16 protein-coding genes are annotated in these 18892 nt (G+C 69.1%); 11 read left to right on the plus strand and 5 right to left on the minus strand.

All coding sequences use genetic code 11. The features are described 5' to 3' along the window. The first annotated feature begins 98 nt into the window (after positions 1 to 98). Genes ACIA12_RS04960 through ACIA12_RS04970 form a run of 3 tightly spaced genes read left to right on the plus strand, consistent with a single transcriptional unit; the run spans position 99 to position 7306 of the window. Positions 99 to 1085, plus strand: a complete 987-nt coding sequence (locus tag ACIA12_RS04960) for a helix-turn-helix domain-containing protein (protein WP_396365493.1) — start codon at positions 99 to 101, stop codon at positions 1083 to 1085. 34 nt (positions 1086 to 1119) lie between these two features. Next, entirely contained in the window at positions 1120 to 3027 is a 1908-nt protein-coding gene (locus ACIA12_RS04965; RefSeq protein ID WP_396365494.1) for a P-loop ATPase, Sll1717 family, read from the plus strand. Beyond that, positions 3011 to 7306, plus strand: a complete 4296-nt coding sequence (locus tag ACIA12_RS04970; protein WP_396365495.1) for a protein kinase — start codon at positions 3011 to 3013, stop codon at positions 7304 to 7306. Before ACIA12_RS04965 ends, ACIA12_RS04970 begins: the two co-directional genes overlap by 17 nt. Positions 7307 to 7310: 4 nt before the next feature. On the opposite strand, the gene ACIA12_RS04975 is transcribed toward ACIA12_RS04970, so the two are convergent. Then, positions 7311 to 8192: a LysR family transcriptional regulator gene (locus tag ACIA12_RS04975; RefSeq protein WP_396365496.1), complete on the minus strand. Its 882-nt coding sequence runs from the start codon at positions 8190 to 8192 to the stop codon at positions 7311 to 7313. A gap of 73 nt (positions 8193 to 8265) precedes the next feature. Between ACIA12_RS04975 and ACIA12_RS04980 the strand changes: the two genes are divergently transcribed. Together ACIA12_RS04980 and ACIA12_RS04985 are read left to right on the plus strand one after the other, a co-directional pair. Further along, entirely contained in the window at positions 8266 to 9507 is a 1242-nt protein-coding gene (locus ACIA12_RS04980; protein ID WP_396365497.1) for an MFS transporter, read from the plus strand. After that, positions 9464 to 10207, plus strand: coding sequence for an N-acetyltransferase (locus ACIA12_RS04985; RefSeq protein WP_396365498.1), 744 nt, complete (start codon positions 9464 to 9466; stop codon positions 10205 to 10207). The genes ACIA12_RS04980 and ACIA12_RS04985 overlap by 44 nt, the downstream gene beginning before the upstream one ends. Here ACIA12_RS04985 and ACIA12_RS04990 read toward each other — a convergent pair. Both ACIA12_RS04990 and ACIA12_RS04995 read right to left on the minus strand, forming a co-directional pair. Beyond that, positions 10204 to 10389, minus strand: a complete 186-nt coding sequence (locus ACIA12_RS04990; protein ID WP_185445878.1) for a DUF5703 family protein — start codon at positions 10387 to 10389, stop codon at positions 10204 to 10206. The genes ACIA12_RS04985 and ACIA12_RS04990 overlap by 4 nt on opposite strands. A gap of 34 nt (positions 10390 to 10423) precedes the next feature. Further along, complete coding sequence (locus tag ACIA12_RS04995) at positions 10424 to 11365, minus strand: aldo/keto reductase (RefSeq protein WP_270138833.1); 942 nt, start codon at positions 11363 to 11365, stop codon at positions 10424 to 10426. Between the two features lie 51 nt (positions 11366 to 11416). Between ACIA12_RS04995 and ACIA12_RS05000 the strand changes: the two genes are divergently transcribed. Beyond that, the gene (locus ACIA12_RS05000; protein WP_396365499.1) at positions 11417 to 12475 is read left to right on the plus strand and encodes an LLM class F420-dependent oxidoreductase; all 1059 of its coding nucleotides are present in this window, start codon (positions 11417 to 11419) and stop codon (positions 12473 to 12475) included. Positions 12476 to 12481: 6 nt separating this feature from the next. Continuing rightward, positions 12482 to 13309 carry an undecaprenyl-diphosphate phosphatase gene (locus tag ACIA12_RS05005; protein WP_396365500.1) on the plus strand — a complete coding sequence of 276 codons (828 nt, stop codon included), beginning with the start codon at positions 12482 to 12484 and terminating at the stop codon, positions 13307 to 13309. A gap of 36 nt (positions 13310 to 13345) precedes the next feature. Here ACIA12_RS05005 and corA read toward each other — a convergent pair whose 3' ends face one another. Then, on the minus strand, positions 13346 to 14329 hold the full coding sequence (gene corA / locus ACIA12_RS05010; protein WP_396365501.1) for a magnesium/cobalt transporter CorA: 984 nt from the start codon (positions 14327 to 14329) through the stop codon (positions 13346 to 13348). A gap of 49 nt (positions 14330 to 14378) precedes the next feature. Between corA and ACIA12_RS05015 the strand changes: the two genes are divergently transcribed. From ACIA12_RS05015 to mshC, 4 genes are read left to right on the plus strand one after another with little or no spacing between them, the layout of a single operon-like run. Further along, entirely contained in the window at positions 14379 to 15089 is a 711-nt protein-coding gene (locus ACIA12_RS05015) for a histidine phosphatase family protein (RefSeq protein WP_396365502.1), read from the plus strand. 13 nt (positions 15090 to 15102) lie between these two features. Further along, a complete protein-coding gene (locus tag ACIA12_RS05020) occupies positions 15103 to 15678 on the plus strand; it encodes a DUF3090 domain-containing protein (protein WP_396365503.1) in 576 nt (191 codons plus the stop codon). After that, entirely contained in the window at positions 15675 to 16466 is a 792-nt protein-coding gene (locus ACIA12_RS05025) for an SCO1664 family protein (protein WP_396365504.1), read from the plus strand. Before ACIA12_RS05020 ends, ACIA12_RS05025 begins: the two co-directional genes overlap by 4 nt. 59 nt (positions 16467 to 16525) lie before the next feature. Next, the gene (gene mshC, locus ACIA12_RS05030; RefSeq protein ID WP_396365505.1) at positions 16526 to 17746 is read left to right on the plus strand and encodes a cysteine--1-D-myo-inosityl 2-amino-2-deoxy-alpha-D-glucopyranoside ligase; all 1221 of its coding nucleotides are present in this window, start codon (positions 16526 to 16528) and stop codon (positions 17744 to 17746) included. 242 nt (positions 17747 to 17988) lie between these two features. On the opposite strand, the gene ACIA12_RS05035 is transcribed toward mshC, so the two are convergent. Continuing rightward, the gene (locus ACIA12_RS05035) at positions 17989 to 18885 is read right to left on the minus strand and encodes a hypothetical protein (protein WP_396365506.1); all 897 of its coding nucleotides are present in this window, start codon (positions 18883 to 18885) and stop codon (positions 17989 to 17991) included. Positions 18886 to 18892: the final 7 nt, after the last annotated feature.

Raw genomic sequence — 18892 nt, forward strand, 5'->3', positions numbered from 1 at the left:
CTGGAGGATGTCAACGCGGACACCAACGGCACAAGGAATGTCGGTGGCTGAAGTACGCCGCGTGGCGGACACCCGCCACCCGGCTCGGCGGAGGTTTCATGAGACTGAACGTGCTGGGACTCACGGACGAGGCAGAGCAGGTGTACGTCGCTCTGGTCGGCCAACCGCGGTGCACGGCCGCTGAGCTGGCCGGCATCTGCGGACTGTCGTCGGCTGTCGTCGGGCGCCTGCTGTCCACTCTGATCAGGGACGGCCTCGCCACCCGTACTGCCGGCCGGCCACCGCGCTTCGCCGCCACCGTCCCGGATGTCTCGGTCGCCGCCCTGATCGACGAGCAGCAACATCGGCTGGACGAGGCTCGTTCCCTGGTCCACCAATTGATGGAGAGTTACCGGGAGGCGGCCCGGATCACGCATCCGGAGCTGGCGGTCGAGTTGCTCACCGACCGCGACGACATCAGCTCGGCGGTGGGCCGGATGACGGCCGATGCCCGCCGTGAGATCCGCGCGTTCGATCGGCCGCCGTACGTCGACCGGCCGGGCGTCAATCTCGATCTGCAGATCGAGCGCCAGCGCCATGGGGTGAGCCATCGGGTGATCTACAGCCAGGAAGCGGTGGCCTGGCCGGGCCGGATGACCTCCGACATCGAGCCCAGCATCAGAGCGGGGGAGAAGGCCCGGGTACGGCCCGAGCTGCCGCTGAAGTTGGTGATCAGCGACAACCAGGTGGCCATCATCCCCTTCAGCCTCGCGGCCGGTGGTCAGTCGGCGGCCTACCTCATCCACCAGTCGCCCATGCTGGCGGCGCTCGGCGCCCTCTTCGAAGCCGAATGGGAACGCGCCGTCGCCCTCCCAGCTGCCGGACCTGCCGGACCGCAGGCCGGTGACGACCGGGCCCACCCGGACGATGACACCCGCCGCCTCCTGGACCTGCTCGCCGCCGGCCTCACCGATGCCGCCATCGCCCGCTCGCAGGGCTGGAGCGAACGGACCACGCAACGACGGATCCATCGGCTGATGCACGAGCTGGGAGCGTCGACCCGCTTTCAGGCCAGCCTCACCGCGGCCCGCCGTGGCTGGCTGTGACGACGAACCCTGCCTGGCGTCATACTGAGTCCATATGACCGAGCCGCCCGCACTGCACCGGTTGCACTTCGGCTATGAGGACGCCGAACGCGACATCGCCAGTGGCCTGCTGCGCGAGAGCTTCATCTCGACGCCTGCCTACGAGGCGGTGATGTCCGGCCGGAAGATGCTGGTCATCGGCCGGAAGGGCGTCGGCAAGAGCGCGATCTGCCTGCGGCTGGCCGCGGAGCACGCCGGCGGCACGATCTTCATCACCCCTGACGACGCGCTGGGCAGCGAGATCCGCCGCTTCGAGCTCCAGGGCTTGACCGGCGACACTGCCAAGGCCCTTGTCTGGCGATACATCTTCGCCGTCCACGCCGCCCGTCATCTGGTACTGAACGCCCAGCGGGCTCGTCGCAGCCTGCGCAAGCCCAAGTCGATCAGAGTGCTGCGACGGTTCCTCAAAGCCAATGGGGAGCTGCCGAATCAGGATGCCGCGGGCAAGCTCGCACATGCGGTCAGCGGGCTGCAGAAGACATCCCTTTCGCTGGAGGCGTTCGGGATCAAGACCGGTCTCGAGCTCGGCCGGGTACCGTCGGAAGGCGCCCAGGCCAGCCGCCAGCTGGAGGTCGTCGAGCGTGGCGTCGCCGACGCCTTCGCCGAGCTCGACCAAGCGGGCAGAACGGCCTCGGTACTGCTCCTGGCCGACCAGTTGGAACAGGTCTGGTCGTCGGAGCCCGACGCGCACTCGATGATCATCGGTCTGCTCCTGGCCGCCAAACACGTCACCGCGTACTACGGCGGCGCGATGCGCTGCCTCGTCTTCCTGCGATCCGACATCTACGACTCCCTGTCGTTCCCCGACGGCGACAAGTTCCGCGGCGACGAGCTGCGACTCGGCTGGTCGGACGACGCCCTGATGGAGCTGGCGCTCGCCAGGGCTCGCACGTCAGCCGGCGCCGGACTGACCTCCGAGCAGCTCTGGACCGAGCTGTTCCCCGCGCGGGTCGGCGAGCAGGCGACGACCGAGTTCGTGCTGTCGCGGGCGCTCCCACGACCGCGCGACCTGATCCAGTACCTCAACCTGGCGCGCGACATCGCCGTCCACGGCGGCCAGTCCCGGATGCGCGAACAGGACGTCCTGCTCGCGACCAGGCAGTTCTCCGAGTGGAAACTCAAGGACCTCACCCAGGAGTACCTGGTCGCGTACCCGTACCTCGAACGCCTCTTCCCGCTCTTCCAGAACATGGGGTACGTCGTGATGCGCGACGTACTCGCGACCCGCCTGGACCGGACGGCGGGCACCCTGCACGCGCAGTTCCCCGCGTACCAGCATTCCTTCACGCTTCCCGGCATCGTCGACACCCTCTACTCCGTCGGCTTCCTCGGCGTACGGCGTGGCAACGATGTCGTCTACGCGGGTGGGGCAGACCTCCCGGTCCAGCCGTACGAAGCCGAATTCCACATCCACCCGTGCTTCCGCGAGTCGCTGGGCGCGACGAACGCGGTGGACATCCACGCGTACACGCCGCTGGTCCTCACCGCGATCCACGGCCAGGTCGCCGGCGGGAACGTGCGCACCTCGACGCCGAGAGCAGCGACCCGCGACCGTGGATACCGGCTGCTCAAAGCGCTCGATCGCAGCTGCCACACAATTCTCAACCAGATCGGGCGAGCGGTCGACCTGCCGATGGACACCCGCAACGAGATCGCCACCCAGGTGAGCCGGATCATGCGGAACACGCGGGAAGCGTCGGACGCGCAGCGGGACGGCCGCCGGATCGACGTCGACGACCACGTTCTCGCCGCCGCGACGTATCTCGAGGCGCTCGCCGCACAGCTCCTCGCCAGCGGCCTGACAGGCATCGACGATGTAAGTGCCCGTATCGCCGGCGAGGCACGCCACTTGATCGCCAGTGTCGGCGGCTCCAGCGGGAGTTCCGGTGACAGCAGGTCATGAGGCCGGACCGGACCGCTCCTGGCAGCTCGGTCAACTGGTCGCCGACACGTACGAGATCCGTGCCGTCCTGGGCGAAGGCGGGATGGGAATCGTCTACCAGGTCAGGCACCTGGGCTGGGACACCGATCTGGCGGTGAAGTCGCCCCTCGAAGCGGGGACGCCCGGTACCACCGATCGCGACCGATTCATCGAGGAAGCCGAGACCTGGGTCGGGTTCGGGCCGCACCCTCATGTCTGCGCCTGCCACTACCTTCGCGTGCTGGACGGCGTACCGCGGCTGTTCATCGAGTACGTCGACGGCGGAAGCCTGGCGGAGTGGATCGCCGGCGGCAGGCTCTACCAAGGGACTCAGCAAGAGGTGCTGACCCGGGTGCTGGACATCGCGATCCAAGCGGCCTGGGGGCTGATGTACGCCCACGGCCAAGGCGTTGTGCACCAAGACGTCAAGCCCGCCAACATCCTGCTCAACACCGCAGGCACCGCGAAGATCACCGACTTCGGGCTGTCCCGCGCACAGTCCCCGCAGGCCGTTGTGGAGTCAGGGGACGCGCAGCAGAGTCTCCGGGTGTCGTTCGGCGGTATGACCCGGGCCTACGCGTCTCCGGAGCAGTACTCGCGCACTGCGGTCGGGCGGCGCAGCGACGTGTGGAGTTTCGCCGTCAGCATCCTCGAGATGCTCGTCGGCGGCATCACCTGGAGCGCGGGACCCGCCGCCGGTGCAGTCCTCGCCGGGCTGCGTGGAGGAGGCTTCAGCGCCGCGGCAATCAAAGTCCCGCCGGCCCTGGACGATCTCCTGGCCCGCTGCCTACGCCCGGACCCCGCCACGCGCCCCGAGATGGCCCAGGTAGCAGGCGAACTCACCGACCTGTACGCCGAAATCGCACACCACCGTTACCCGCGTTCATCGCCGCGCCCCGCAGACCTGCGCGCCGACGAACTCAACAACCGCGCCCTGTCCCTGCTCGACCTCGGCCGCCCTGACGAGGCGCTGACCGCTCTCGACCAAGCCTGCTCCACCGACCCGCAGCACCCGGAGGCCGCCTACAACCGAGGTCTGCTGCAATGGCGTCAAGGCGACAAGACCGACGAGCAGTTGCTCAACGAGCTGGAGCACATCGAGTCGGGCGGCACTGACCCACAGCGAATCGCCCCCTTGCTGGCCCGCATCAACCTCGAACGCGGCGACGCTTCCACCGGACCCATCGGCCACCTCGGCTCCAAATCACGGGTAGAGCTGACCGCGGACAGCCGCCATGCCTGGTCGTCCGACGAGAACACCGTCACGGTCTGGGACCTTCCGTCGGGCCGGAAGCTCTGCACTCTCGCGGGACACACCGGCACGGTCTACGGGCTCGCAGTGCTACCCAATGGCAGGCGCGCCGTGACGGCCAGCGGAGACGGCACACTCCGCGTCTGGAACACCTCGAACGGGAAGTGCGTCCGGATCCTCAGCGGTCATACCGAGAGCGAGGTCGGCCACGTGACGAGCGTGTACTCGGTCTGCCCGGTCCCCGGCCGCGACACCGTGCTGTCGGCCGGCTCGGACGCGACCGTGCGTGAGTGGGAACTGTCGACGGGTCGCTGCCTGCGCGTACTGCGCCTGGACTGGAAGACCGCGCCGCCGCTCCCGGTCGACTACGCGCCGATTGTCCAGGTCAGAGCCAGCACGGACGAGGTCTGCGTCTCCGCCGACCGGCGCGTCATCCTGTGCTCGTCGGGCGGGCGGGTGTGGGTCTGTGACTACGCGTCCGGAGATCTGGTCCATGTTCTGACCGGCCACACGAACAGCGTCAGCGCGGTCTCCACAACCCCGGACAGCCGGTATGCCCTGACGGCCGGCTGGGACGCGACCGCACGGGTTTGGGACCTGGCGACAGGGCAGCTGGTCCGGACTCTGTCCACGGAGCTCAACTCGGTGCTGTCCGTGCGTTCGAGCCCGGATGGACGACACGTCATCACCCGCGACGAGCACTCGGCCAGGGTGTGGGAGCTCGCCACCGGACGGTGCCTGCGCACCATCGCGCCCGCGGAGTCGGCAGGGCCGATCGACGACGAGACCGTCCTGGTCACCACGCCTTCCCGGGACGTGTACGCCGTGCGCTCGCGCGGCGGCGAGCCGGCCGCGTTCCAGGTCGCCCGTCCCCGTAGTACCGCGGACATCCTTGCAGCGGAGGGAGCAGTCGGCGCACTGGTCGAGCAGGCGCTGGCGGCCAAGGCCAGTGGAGACATCCGGAGTGCGCTCGGGTTACTCCGCGAGGCTCGGCAGCGACCGGGGTACGAGCGAGCAGGGGAGATCGGAGAGGCCTGGCGCGGGCTCGACGGTCACTGTGAACACGTCACCCTTGAAGACGCCCGTCAGGCAGCGTTGGCGAGCGGGTTCCGCGAGGCCGTGACTGCGGTAGCGGTCACACCTGACGGCGGGTACGCGGTCACCGGCGGCTTTGACGGCAAGGTGCAGGTGTGGGAGCTGGCCAACGGCGCCGCGACCATGGATCTCGGCGCCGAGCCGGGAGTGACCGAGTCGGTCTGCGCGACGTCTGACGGTGCCTACCTCGCGGCGGCCAGTACCAACTCAGTCAAGGTCTGGCACCGGTACTCCGGAGAGCTGAAGCATGCGCTGCCGCATCCGCGCGTCGTCGAACTGCTCCATGCCGTGCCCGGTGGGCGTTTGCTCTCCACGGATCTGGATCGCGACGTCCGCGTCTGGAACCTGGCCACGGGCAAGTGCGAGGCGACCTTCTCGATCAAGTGCGACGAGCGGGACTTCCACTGGGCCAGGGTGCTGTGCGTGACCCCCGACGGACGGCACGCCGTCTCCACCCACTTCGACGGCACACTGCGGCTGTGGGACCTCGCCACCGGGTGGTGTGTGCGAGCCCTCAGCCGCGGTACCGCCTTCACTCGGTCGGGTCGCGTCACCGGTGACGGCCGACAACTGGTGACCGCCGGTTCGGACGGGCACGTGCGGACGTGGGATCTGATCACCGGCGAATGCCTGCGCAAACTCAACGGACACAGCGGCGACGTGAACTCGGTCTGTCTCACTGCCGACGACCTTTATGCAGTGACGGCTGGAAGCGACAAGACCGTCCGGCTGTGGGAACTCGCGACCGGACGCTGCCTGCGCACCCTCCGCGGCCACACCGGGCCGGTCAACTCGGTGGACGTCTCCGCCGACGGCCGCCGGATCGCGTCCGCCGGCGACGACAGCACCTTGCGGGTCTGGGAGCTGGACTGGGATCTCGCTGTCCGGGAGCTGACCGGTTGGCAGACCGCGATCGAGCAGTACCTCGGCGTTTTTCTCGCCGGATGTGCCGCCCGGCGTCCCGCCCGCCCGCGCCGGCGGCTCTTCGGGCAGTCGAAGAGCCGTCCGCTGTGGAGTGACGAGGACTTCGTTCTGCTGCGCGAGAAGCTGACCGCACTGGGTTTCGGTGGGCTGAGCAGCGACGACGTGGAACGCGAGCTGCACCGTCTCGTGGACGGTGCTCATGCGGTCGATGTGCAGCGGCTCGAGTCGGCGGGCATTGCGGCGTACCAGGTGGTGATTCTGGCCAACCACGCAGCGGAGCGCGCGGCGGACGGCAAGCTCCCGGCGGCGATCGAGGCGGACGGAAAGGCGGTCGGGATCCTTCGTCGCCTCGTCGCGACCGCCCCGGAGGCCTACCGGCACGACTTGATCGCCCGCCTGCTCACATACTCCGTCTGGCTCAGCCGCCAGGGGCAGCCGGAGAAGGCCGTGCAGATCAACGAAGAGGCGATTCATCGCTGCCGGACCGCCCGGCAGCCAGGGTGGGCGACGCCGTTGTCCGTACTGCTCCACAACCAGGCCGTGTTGTTCAGCGGCATGAAGGACCGGGCTGCCGTCGAGGAGCTGTGGGGCACCATCAACGCCGAATTCGCCGGGAGCACCTACACGAAGTACCTCCCGGGTGTGCGGTATCCGCTGGACCCCGCGCATGCGAGTGAGGATCTGCCGGTCGTCCAAGGGCTGGTGACTCAGTACGAGCAGATGACTCCGGCTCGGAGCGCGCTCCCCGGACTCGTCATCTCGCTCTGTGCCTCCGCCCGCCTGCTCATGTACGCCGGCGAGGAAGCCCAGGCAAAGTCCCGGCTCACCCGGCTGCTGATCCTCTGGCCACGCTGGATCATGCAAAGCAGAAACAACCTCTGTCTCCCCGTGGCGATCGGAATGGAGCTGATCGAGATCGCGGACCGGCTGGGCGATCGGACGATGGTGAATCTCGTCCGGCGAGGCATGCGTACCCGTCGGCGGGTCTAGTGCCCTAGCGGGCGGGGCGACGTACCGCGCTCAGGTGCATCGCGTGGCGGAGGCGGGGGAGCAGGGCCACCAGGCGTGGGGGTGGAGTCGCACCGGTGACCATGCTGAGGGTCAGGCGGTAGCGGAAGGGAGCGGCGACCAGGCGCTCGCCAGGGCCCAGTTCGTGGGAGAGGGCGCTTCGGGGAACCAGGGCCAGTTGGGAGCGGCGGCGGGCCATGGCGACGGTCGTGGTGAGGGTGATGCCGCGGCGGGCGTTGGCGCCGTGGGCGATCAGGCGGGCACGGATCTCGTCGGCGCCGAGATCGTAGGTGGAGAAGGGAAGATCGCGCGCTCTGAGCGGGTACTTGCCGGTGCCGGGCGGGGCGACGCCGGCCGGGACGAAGAGGACCAGTTCGTCGCGGCCGACCGGGCGGGCGACGGCGCCGCGGGGGAGCACCATCTGGTCGGCGATCGCGATGAAGGCGGCGTCCATGGTGCCTTCGGCAACGAGTCCGGCCAGGTACCGGCCGTGGTCGACCGCCTGGTCGATGTCGACGTCGGGCAGCTCGGCGTCCAGGATCGGGAAGAGGACCGGCGCGAGGCTGGCGAAGGTGCCGATCGAGAGGCGCTCGCCGGCGACGGCTGCCCGGGTGGCGGCGTAGACCCTGTCGAGGTGGCCGAGGATGTGCTCGGCCTGGCGGGCGAATTCGTGGCCGGCGGCGGTGGGGCGCGCGCCTCGGGTGTCGCGGCTGAAGAGTTTGGTGCCGCTACTGCGTTCGATCCGGGCCAGGCGCTGGGACGCCGACGGTTGGGAGATCCGCAGTTCGCGGGCCGCGGTACCGACCGAGCCCGTCCTGCTGATCGCCAGGACGAGTTGCAGATCCTCGACCGAGGGTAATGAAGCCATAGGGACAGCCTATGGCTTGTGGCTCGTTGCTGCCGGCTACCTGCGGCAACACAACACGACGACCATCAAGGGTGTGAGAGCTCGTCGGGATGCGTTGTTCTTGTTGGCAGGCGGTGGTTCTGCAGATCTGGCCCTTCGGTTCACGCAGGTGGCGTTGCCGCTGGTGGTGCTGCAGCAGACAGGTTCGGTGGCGGCGACGGGATTGGCCGGCGGGTGTGCCGGGATTCCTGTCCTGCTGTCGCCGTGGTGGGCTCGGCGGGCGAGGCAGTGGGTCGATTCGGGAGCGCGGCTGGCGATGCTGGCTGTGGTTCAGGCAGTCGCGCTGGCGATGGTTCCCGCGGCGGCCATGCTCGACTTGCTGCACGCCTGGGTTTTGATCGCGAGCGGTCTGTTGCTGGGGTGTGGAGACGCTTTGTCGGGTCCGGGGCGGAGTGCGCTGCTAGCCGACACCGGAGATCGCTGGGGACCCGATCGCGCGGTGCTGTTGCTCACCTGGCAGGACGGGGTTCGGCGGGTGGGAATGGTCGTCGGTGCACCGGCTGGGGCGCTGGCGGTGGCTGCCGGGTTCACGGACGAGTTGCTGTGGGTCGAGGCGGTCGCCGTACTGATCGCAGGACTGCTCGCGATCGGGGTCACCGGTGAGCGCTCTCCCGCTGCTGCGCCGGTGCCCTCGATCCGGGGCAGCCTGGCCGGTCGGCCGGATGTGCTCTACGGGTGGATCGTGCGGGGGACCGGTTGCCTGACCTGGTTCGCGTTCCCTCTCGGGTTATCGGTGATCGGCGCTGACCGCGGCTGGCCCGGGGTGTATGTCGCGGCTGGGATGTCCGGCTACGGCGTCGGGTCCGTGCTCGGTACGGTCGTGTCGCTGGCCGTGGTCCGGCGTTTCTCTCCGGCGCCGCTGGCCACACTCGCGTGGACGATGACCGGGCTGTGTTGGATAGGGATGGGAATCTGGACGACGCCGACCGCTGTCGCCGCGCTGGCCGTGCTCTCCGGGGCGACGCTGGTGCTCGGGATCGCGGCGATCTCACGAGTGATCACGAGATCGTCGACCGGCGCGGAGCGGCGCGCGCTGCTCTCCGGACAGACCGTGGTGGTGAACGCGGGCAGCTCGGCCGGTCTGCTGGTCGGTGGATCGGTGATCGCGGCCGCGGGCGCGGAGAACACCTTGATCGGGGCCGGCTGCCTGACTGCCGCAGTCGCCGTCGCGGTCCTGGTACTGAGGAGAAATGCGGCTGCGGTGGAGAGCGCTCCCTGCCAGACTGCGGAACATGTCCGACGGGATCGTGATCACCACCCTGGCCGAGCGGCCTGAGCTGTTCGAGCTGCTGCACGACTTCAAGAGCGGCTGGCCGACGTTCATGGCGCAGGACCCGATCGGCGGCTCGCTGATGGGCCGCGTGCCGGAGCTGTTCCCCGAGCACTGCCTGATGGCGATGGAGGGCGACGTCCTGGTCGCGCACGGGCGCAGCATCCCGTTCGAGTTCCCGAACGAGGACCGTACCGACCTGCCCAGCGGTGGCTGGGACCGTGCCCTGATCTGGGGCGTCGCGGACCACCGCCACGGCCGTACGCCGACAGTCGCCAGCGCCTTGGAGATCTCGATCACCGCCAGCCATCTCGGCCGTGGCCTGTCCCACGAGATGCTCGCGACCATGCGCCGCAACGTCCAGGCGATGGGCCTCACGACCCTCTACGCACCGGTACGCCCGAACGGCAAGCAGGATCCGCACCAGCCGATGACGGAGTACATCCAGCAGTTCCGTGAGGACGGCTTGCCGGTCGACCCGTGGCTGCGGGTGCATGTGAAGGCCGGCGCCGAGATCGTGCAGGTCGCGGAGCGCTCGATGGTGATGGCCGGCTCGCTCGACGAATGGCGCGAATGGACCGGCCTGCCGTTCGACCAGACCGGAGAGGTCATCGTCCCGAAGGCACTGGTGCCGGTGCGTTGTGACATCGAGCACAACTACGCCGTGTACGTCGAACCGAACGTCTGGGTCCGGCACGACCTCTAGAGGGTGCGCATCACCTTGATGATGCGGCGGCGGAGCCAGACCCGGCGGGTGCCGTCGGGGTAGCGGCGTAGCCGGGCGAGTTCCCAGCCGCCGTACTCGGCGTGCTCGGTGAGCAGCCGGCGCACGGCCCCGCGCGTCTCCGTCCTGGACACCTCGAACTGCTGCAACTCGTATTCGGCCATCCGCACCTCCGAACCTCTCGGAACACCTACTGCCTCACGAAACATCCTCCAGCGCCGCCACGATGGCCGGCGGCAGAGTGAGTTCCTCCACACCCAGTACCGACTTCAGCTGCATCGCCGTCCGGGCCCCGACGATCGCCGCGGTCACCCCGGGCCGGTCCCTGACCCAGGTGAGCGCCACCTCGAGCGGGGTCCAGCCCAGTCCGTCAGCGGCACGGGCGACCGCTTCCACGATGCCCGAACCTCGCCCGTCGAGATAGGGGTCGACGAATCTGGACAGATGCTGAGACGCCGCCCGCGAGTCAGCGGGGATACCGGTCCGGTACTTCCCAGTCAACACACCCCGCCCAAGCGGCGACCACGCCAGTACGCCGATGCCGAGCCCACCAGCGGCCCGGATGGCGTCCGCCTCGGCGTCCCGGGCGAGCAGGGAGTACTCCACCTGGTTCGACACCGGTACTGCGCGCCCCGGCCACGCCTGCTGCCAGGTGACCGCTCGGGCGGACTTCCAGCCGGCGTAGTTGGACACGCCGACGTACCGGACCTTGCCTGAGCTCACCGCGTGGTCCAAAGCCGACAGGGTCTCTTCCAACGGCACATCATCCGACCACGTGTGCAGTTGCCACAGATCGATGTAGTCGACGTTCAGCCGCCGCAGCGAGCCCTCCAGGTCGCGCAGGAGCGCGCCGCGGGAGGTGTCGGTGATCCGCTCGCCCCGCCGGACGCTGAAGCCGGCCTTGGTCGCGATCACCAGGTCGTCGCGGTCCACCACGTCACCGAGCAGCGACCCGATCAGCCGCTCGCTGTCACCGTCGCCGTACGCCGCCGCGGTGTCGACCAGGGTGCCACCGGCCGCCACGAACGCCGCGAGCTGCTCGCGCGCCTCGTGTTCGTCGGTGTCGCGTCCCCAGGACATGGTGCCCAGGCCGAGCCTGCTCACCGTGAGGCCACTGTGACCGAGATAGCGCTGCTGCATGGAGCGAGCCTATTGCGGGGCACCGGCAAGGGCTCGTTAGGCTCGCCTGTCATGCGACTCGGACTCAACATCGGCTTCGTCTTCGGTGGCGACGACCACCTCGATCATCTGAGGCTGGTGAAGGAGGCCGAGGCACTCGGATTCTCGGTCACCTGGGCCGCGGAGGCGTACGGCTCGGACGCCGCCACGCTGCTCAGCTGGATCGCCGCCCAGACCTCGACCATCGACATCGGGGCGGCGGTGTTCCAGATCCCGGCCCGGACCCCGGCGATGACGGCGATGACGGCAGCCACCCTGGACCGGCTCTCCGGAGGCCGGTTCCGCCTCGGCCTGGGCGTGTCGGGTCCGCAGGTGTCCGAGGGCTGGCACGGCGTCCGGTTTGCTCAGCCGTTGCTCAGGACCCGTGAGTACGTTGAGATCGTGAACTCGGCGATGCGCAGGGAGACCGTCGAGTTCGAGGGCAAGTACTTCACGCTGCCGCTGCCCGACGGCCCTGGCAAGCCGCTCAAGTTGTCCATCCGCCCGGTCCGCGATCACGTACCGGTGTATCTGGCCGCGGTCGGGCCGAAGAACCTCGAGCTGGCCGGCGAGATCGCCGACGGCTGGCTCGGCATCCTGAACGACCCGGCCTACCTGGGAGAGCAGTTGAACCTGATCAAGGCGGGTCGCGCGACCCGTCAAGAGGGCCTCGGCATGGACGGCTTCGACGTGGTCGCGTCGGTCCCGGTCGTGGTCGGCGACGACATCGAGGCCGGCGCGGACCCGATCCGCGGCTACACCGCGCTGTACATCGGCGGGATGGGCAGCCGGGAGAAGAACTTCTACAACAACCTCGCGGTCCGGATGGGGTACGCCGACGAGGCCAAGGAGATCCAGGACCTGTACCTGGCCAAGAAGCACCGCGAGGCGATGGCCGCCGTACCGTTCGGCTTCATCGACTCGATCGCGCTGCTCGGCGGCAAGGAACGGATCGCCGACAAGCTCACGGCGTACGCCGAAGCCGGTACGACGACCGTCGCGCTGACCCCGTTCGAGCCGACCGTGGAGCAGCGCATCGCGACCCTGCGAACGGTGGCCGAGGCGCTCGACCTCGCCGGGATCGGTGACTGACACCCCATGTCGATCTGGGACGCCATCATCCTCGGCATCGTCGAGGGCCTGACCGAATTCCTGCCCGTCTCCAGCACGGGCCACCTGACCATCGCCTCGAAGCTGCTCGGCATGAAGATCGACGACCCGGCCGTCACCGCGTTCACCGCGGTGATCCAGTTCGGCGCGATCGCGGCCGTGGTGCTCTACATGTGGAAGGACATCAGCCGGTACGCCGTCGCCTGGTTCCGCGGCCTGCGGCACCCCGAGCACCGCGGCGAGTTCGACCACCGGATGGGCTGGTTCGTGATCGTCGGCTCGCTGCCGATCTGCATCATCGGCTTCCTGGCCAAGGACATCATCTCCGGCCCGCTGCGCAGCATGTGGTGGGTCGCGGGCTCGCTGATCGTCTGGTCGTTCTTCATGGTCGCGGCGGAGAAACTGGGCAGCAAGACCCGGCCGCTGACCCGGATCACGCTGATCGACGCGGTCGTGATGGGCCTGATCCAGTGCCTGGCGCTGATCCCGGGTGTCTCCCGGTCCGGCGCGACCATCACGGCCGGGCTGTTCCGCGGCCTGGACCGGGTTGCCTCGACCCGGATGGCGTTCCTGCTCGGCATCCCGGCGCTGGTCGGTGCGGCGGTCTTCGAGCTGAAGGACGCGCTCGGCGGCGACATCGGTCCGGTACCGCTGCTGGTCGGCACGATCGTCAGCTTCGTCGTCGGCTACGCCTCGGTCGCCTGGCTGATCCGCTTCGTCGCCAAGCACTCCACCTCGATCTTCGCCTTCTACCGCGTCCTGCTCGGCGTCGTCATCCTGATCCTGCTCGCCACCAGCACGATCACCGCCACCTGACGGCAGTACCGCCCGTACTTCGAAATGCGGGTGGTACTACGAAGGGCCGAGCCAGCCCGCCTTGCGGAAGCCGGCGTACATCGTGCTGCAGGTCACGACCATCAGCGCGACGACGCCGTAATAGCCGTAGTGCCAGGTCAGCTCGGGCATGTTGTGGAAGTTCATTCCGTAGATGCCGGCGATCATCGTGGGGGCCGCTGCGATCGCCACCCAGGCGGAGATCCGGCGCATGTCGTCGTTCTGCTGGACCGAGACGCGGGCCAGGTGCGCGTTCAGGGCCGAGCTGAGCAGGGTGTCGAGCGCCTCGGTCTGGTCGGAGACCCGGATCACGTGGTCGGCGACATCGCGGAAGAACGGCGCGGCCTGGTGGCTGATCCCCGGTACGGCGCCGTGCGCGAACGCCTCGATCGGCTCCCGCAGCGGGGCGATCGCCCGGCGCATCTCCAGCACCTCGCGCTTGAGTGTGTAGATCCGGGCGGCGTCGCTGGTGCGCTCGGGGGAGAAGACCGAGGACTCCACCTCGTCGACGTCGACCTCGACCGCCTCGGCGACCGTCTCGTAGCCGTCCACGATCGAGTCGCAGATCGCCCAGAGCACCGCGGCCGGGCCGTGCCCCAGGACCGCTGCCCGCTCCTCCAGGTCCTGGCGGGCGGTGGTCAGCGGGGCGCCCTCGCCGTGCCGGACGGTGACGACGTACCGGCGGCCGACGAAGATGCTGACCTGGCCGGTCTCGACGGCGTCCTCGGCGTCGACGTACCAGAGCGTGCGCAGCACCATCACGAACGAGTCGTCGTAGCGCTCGACCTTGGGCCGCTGATGCGGTTCGAGCGCGTCCTCGACGGCGAGCGGGTGCAGGCCGAACAGGCCCTGGACACGGGTCAGTTCGGCCTCGGTCGGCTCGTACAGGCCGATCCAGCCGAACGCCTGCTGGTCGTCGCCGATGGTCCGCGCGACCGTCTCGGGATCCTTGGGCAGGTCGTGCCGCTGCCCTTCGGAGTAGACGCCGCAATCCACGATCACGGACACATCATGGCATCGGTGACTTGCCCGACCGGATAACGTGCGGTCTATGCCCACGGTGATTCTGGTCCGGCACGGACGCAGCAGTGCCAATACCTCCGGCGTACTGGCCGGGCGGACGCCAGGGGTGAAGCTCGACGTGACCGGCATCCAGCAGGCGGCCGCGGTGGGCGAGCGGCTCGCCTCGCTGCCGCTGGCGGCGCTCGTCACCTCGCCTCTGGACCGCTGCAAGCAGACCGCTGCTGCGATCGCCAAGCACCACCCGGCGTTGCGTCCGGCAACGGACCGGCGGCTGACCGAGTGCGGGTACGGCGACTGGACCGGGCAGAAGATCGCCACCCTGGCCAAGGACCCGCTCTGGGCAGTCGTCCAGCAGCACCCGTCAGGCGTCACGTTCCCGAACGGCGAATCGATGCGCGGGATGCAGCAGCGCGCGGTGGACGCGATCCGGGCGCACGACGCGGCGATCGCGGCATCGCACGGGGAGAACGCGGTCTGGGTCGCCGTGTCGCACGGCGACGTGATCAAGGCGATCGTGTCCGATGCCCTCGGCCAGCACCTGGACAGCTTCCAGCGGATCGTCGTCGACACCGCCTCGACCACGATCATCACCTACACCAAGACCCGCCCGTTCCTGGTCCGCCTGAACGACTCCGGCAGTGAGCTCACCTCGCTCGTCCCGAAGCCTGCGGAGAAGGCGAAGGGCCGCGCCAAGAAGTCCGCAGTACAGTCCTCTGACGCCGTAGTAGGCGGACGGTAATAGGGTCTAAGGCATGGCGCGCGTAGTGCATTCGTATGACGATCCCGACCGGTTCGTCGCCGGCACCGTCGGTGAACCCGGTGCCCGGACCTTTTTCCTGCAGGCCAGGGCGGGTAACCGGCTGACCTCGGTGGCCTGTGAGAAGGAACAGGTGATGGCGCTCGCGGAGCGGCTGGACGTGATGCTGGACGAGGTCGCGCGGCGGTTCGACCGCGAGCCGGCCGGGCTGACTACGGTCGACGACACCGATCCGCTGGAGCAGCCGATCGAGGAGGAGTTCCGGGCCGGCACCATGACGCTGGCCTGGGAGGCCGACGCCGAGAAGGTGGTGATCGAGGTCTTCGCGGTGGTGGCGGCCGGCGAGCAGGCCGAAGAAGAGCCGGACCCGGTCGCGGCGGCGATGGAGGCCGACGACGCCGAGGTGTTCATCGTCCGGATCAGCGAGGAGCAGGCCCGGGCGTTCGCCCGCCGGGCCGTCGCGCTGGTCGCGTCCGGCCGGCCGAGCTGCCCGTTCTGCGGCCGACCGATCGACCCGGAGGGGCACATCTGCCCGCGCGCCAACGGCTACCGCAGGCACGTCCGCGAATGATCGACCCGGACCTGCTCGCACGTGGCGAGCTGGATCTGCTCGGCCGCCTGGTGGCCGCGTCCAACGGGACCTTCCAGGGCACGGTGAGCCTCGACGGCGAGTCGGCGACGGTCGTGTACAAGCCCGTCGAGGGTGAGCGGCCGCTGTGGGACTTCCCGGACGGGACGCTGGCCGAGCGGGAGTACGCGGCCTACGTGGTTTCCGAGGCGCTCGGTTGGCACGTGGTACCGCCGACGCTGCTTCGGGACGGGCCGCTCGGGGTCGGCATGGTGCAGCTGTGGATCGACGAGATCGAGCTGGCGCCGGGCAAGACGGAGCTGGTCGACATCGTCCCGCAAGGGCGGGTGCCGAAGGGGTGGGTCGGCGTCCTCGACGCACTGGACGGCCGGCACAAGCCGGTGACGCTGGTGCACGCGGACAATCTGGAGCTGCAGCGGATGGCGGTGTTCGATGCCGTCGTCAACAATGCGGACCGCAAGGGCGGCCACGTGCTGAACCCCGGCGACGGACGGGTGTTCGGCGTCGACCACGGCGTCACCTTCAACGCCGACGACAAACTGCGCACGGTGCTGTGGGGCTGGGCCGGTACGCCGGTACCGCCAGAGCTGCTCGACGACGTCCGCAAGCTGGCCGACGGCCTGGCCGGTGAGGTAGGCGCGGAGCTGGCCGACCTGATCACCCCGCTCGAGCTAGCGGTCACCCGCGAGCGCTGCGCCACGATCCTGAAGACCGGCAACTTCCCCCTCCCCAGCGACGACTGGCCCGCCATCCCCTGGCCGGCCTTCTAGCTGCTCGGGGAGTGAGCCAGGTCGTGGCGCGAATTCGCTGACTGGATAGGCTCCGTCCTATGCAGGCGTGGACGAAACCAGAAATCCCGGTCGTACCCGGGCCGGCGCGGCGTCTTCGCCTCTACGACACCGCCTCGGCGGGGCCGGTCGAGGTGCCGCCGGGGGCCGACGGGACGGCCCGGATCTACGTCTGCGGGATCACGCCGTACGACGCGACCCACATGGGGCACGCTGCGACGTACGTCACATTCGACCTGATCAACCGGCTCTGGCGCGACGCCGGCTACGACGTGCACTACACCCAGAACATCACCGACGTGGACGACCCGCTGCTCGAACGGGCGACCGCGACCGGCGTCGACTGGACCGACCTGGCGCAGAGCGAGATCCAGTTGTTCCGTGACGACATGACCGCGCTGCGGGTGATCCCGCCGCAGAACTACGTCGGCGTGGTCGAGTCGATCGACCTGGTTGTCGGCGCGATCGAGGACCTGCGGCGGGCGGGGGCCGTGTACTCGGTGGACGACGACCTGTACTTCGCGGTGAAGGCGGACCCGACCTTCGGGGGAGTGTCGGGCTATGACGTGGAGACGATGCGGGCGCTGTTCGCCGAACGCGGTGGCGACCCGGATCGCGAGGGCAAGGACGACCCGCTGGACAGCCTGCTGTGGCGGGCCGAGCGGCCGGGGGAGCCGGCGTGGGACTCGCCGTTCGGACGTGGTCGGCCGGGGTGGCATGTCGAGTGCTCGGCGATCGCGTTGAAGCATCTCGGGATGACGTTCGACGTACAGGGCGGTGGGAGTGACCTGATCTTCCCGCACCACGAGATGTCGGCGAGCGGGGCGCAGGTGGCGACCGGGGAGCATCCGTTCGCACGTGCGTATGTTCATCAGGCGATGGTTGGGCTGGACGGCGAGAAGATGTCCAAGTCCAAGGGCAACCTGGTACTCGTCTCGAAGGAGCGCCAGGCCGGTACCGACCCGATGGCGGTCCGCCTTGCGCTGCTGGCCCACCACTACCGCACCGACTGGTTCTGGACCGAGTCAGACCTGCTGGCGTCGCAGGAGCGCCTCGACGTCTGGCGCGGCGCCATCACCCGCGGCTCCGGCCCCGACGGCGCCGCCGCTGTAGACGCACTCCGAGCCGCCCTGACCAACGACCTGGACACCGTCGCAGCACTGGCCGCTGTAGACCAGTGGGCCGAAACCAACGGCGACGACACCCAAGCACCGGCCCTGGTGTCCCAAGCAGTGGACGCGTTGCTGGGCATCAAGCTCTAACCAGCACGACGCGCGCCCGCTGACCTGCGGTCAGCCGGCGCGCGTCGTGGAAAGCGTTGCGGAAGCAGCTCAACCGGCGGGAACCGGGGCGGCGAGCCGGCGTGCGAGCTAAGCGCGCACCCGGGCGCGCTAGCGCCGCGGCCGCGCCGCGGACACCCGGCACCGACAGGCGCGCTGGCACCTACACCCGCGGAGCGGGTGCAGGCGGACGTGTGTCTAGTCGGCGAGCTGGTTGGTGGTGGTTAGCCTGTGACTGGGTGGTGGGTTTTGACCGGGGTGGGGACCGGGGCTGCGGGGGCTGGGGCCTCGCGGGGTGGTTGCGGGATCGTGGTGGTGGGGTGGGTCGGCTTGGGGGTTGGTTTGGCGGCGGGTTTGGCGCAGGTGGCTGAGGCTAGGTGGATCACCTCGGCGCCGCCGCCTAGGTTGATCGTCAGGCCGGTGATGGTGAAGGCGCCGTCTGAGTGCTTGGTTTGGTCGTTGACGGTGATCGTCGCCAGGGGAGCGGCGGGGATCGTGGCGCTCTGTTTGACGGTCGGTACTGCGATGCGCTGGCCGAGCAGGGTCAAGGCGCCGATGTCGACGCCACCCGTGTCGCCCGAGCACCAGACGTTGACGCCTTCGATGCCGAGCAGGGAGCTCGGGGGCGTGAGCAGCAGCTTGCACAGGTCAGGGAGGTTCTTGACCGGCAGGTCGATGGTGCTCAGGTCCGGCAGCGGGATGCCCAACTCGGGCAGCGGCAGCTTCGGGATCGGCAGGTCGTCGGCGCCCGTCGCGGGCAGCGTGTCGCAGCTCTTCTTCAGGTCCGGCGGCAGCTTGACCTGATCCAGGATGTCCGGCCCGACGGTGATGTCGAACAGCTCGACCGACGCCGCGTCGTTGCCGGCGGTCGCAGTGCCGGCCCGCACGGAGATCAGCGGGTTCTTCGGCAGCTCGAGCGCCGACGTGCTGTGCCGCTTGCCGTCCAGCGATTCGGCGTACGGAGTACGGGCCACTGGGACCTGTCCCTCAGCACTGATCGCGTACGCCGAGGAGGGCCGCGCGGCCGCGTTGCCCACCGGAGCACTCGCCACCAGCGTGAACGCCACGACCCCGGTCACGGCGGCGAACGTCGTGATCGTCGGTACCAACTGTCGTCGCATCAAGAAA

Source organism: Kribbella sp. NPDC051620, from assembly GCF_044453825.1.
Classification (GTDB): Bacteria; Actinomycetota; Actinomycetes; order Propionibacteriales; family Kribbellaceae; genus Kribbella.

What these genes read in the sequence shown, in the direction of transcription:
- ACIA12_RS05015 (WP_396365502.1), top strand. Translation starts at nt 14,379, where the DNA reads ATGCCCACGGTGATTCTGGTCCGGCACGGACGCAGCAGTGCCAATACC.
- ACIA12_RS05025 (WP_396365504.1), top strand. Translation starts at nt 15,675, where the DNA reads ATGATCGACCCGGACCTGCTCGCACGTGGCGAGCTGGATCTGCTCGGC.
- ACIA12_RS05035 (WP_396365506.1), bottom strand. Translation starts at nt 18,885, where the DNA reads ATGCGACGACAGTTGGTACCGACGATCACGACGTTCGCCGCCGTGACC.
- ACIA12_RS05020 (WP_396365503.1), top strand. Translation starts at nt 15,103, where the DNA reads ATGGCGCGCGTAGTGCATTCGTATGACGATCCCGACCGGTTCGTCGCC.
- mshC (WP_396365505.1), top strand. Translation starts at nt 16,526, where the DNA reads ATGCAGGCGTGGACGAAACCAGAAATCCCGGTCGTACCCGGGCCGGCG.
- ACIA12_RS05005 (WP_396365500.1), top strand. Translation starts at nt 12,482, where the DNA reads ATGTCGATCTGGGACGCCATCATCCTCGGCATCGTCGAGGGCCTGACC.
- ACIA12_RS04990 (WP_185445878.1), bottom strand. Translation starts at nt 10,389, where the DNA reads ATGGCCGAATACGAGTTGCAGCAGTTCGAGGTGTCCAGGACGGAGACG.
- ACIA12_RS04985 (WP_396365498.1), top strand. Translation starts at nt 9,464, where the DNA reads ATGTCCGACGGGATCGTGATCACCACCCTGGCCGAGCGGCCTGAGCTG.
- ACIA12_RS04965 (WP_396365494.1), top strand. Translation starts at nt 1,120, where the DNA reads ATGACCGAGCCGCCCGCACTGCACCGGTTGCACTTCGGCTATGAGGAC.
- ACIA12_RS05000 (WP_396365499.1), top strand. Translation starts at nt 11,417, where the DNA reads ATGCGACTCGGACTCAACATCGGCTTCGTCTTCGGTGGCGACGACCAC.
- ACIA12_RS04960 (WP_396365493.1), top strand. Translation starts at nt 99, where the DNA reads ATGAGACTGAACGTGCTGGGACTCACGGACGAGGCAGAGCAGGTGTAC.
- ACIA12_RS04995 (WP_270138833.1), bottom strand. Translation starts at nt 11,365, where the DNA reads ATGCAGCAGCGCTATCTCGGTCACAGTGGCCTCACGGTGAGCAGGCTC.
- ACIA12_RS04975 (WP_396365496.1), bottom strand. Translation starts at nt 8,192, where the DNA reads ATGGCTTCATTACCCTCGGTCGAGGATCTGCAACTCGTCCTGGCGATC.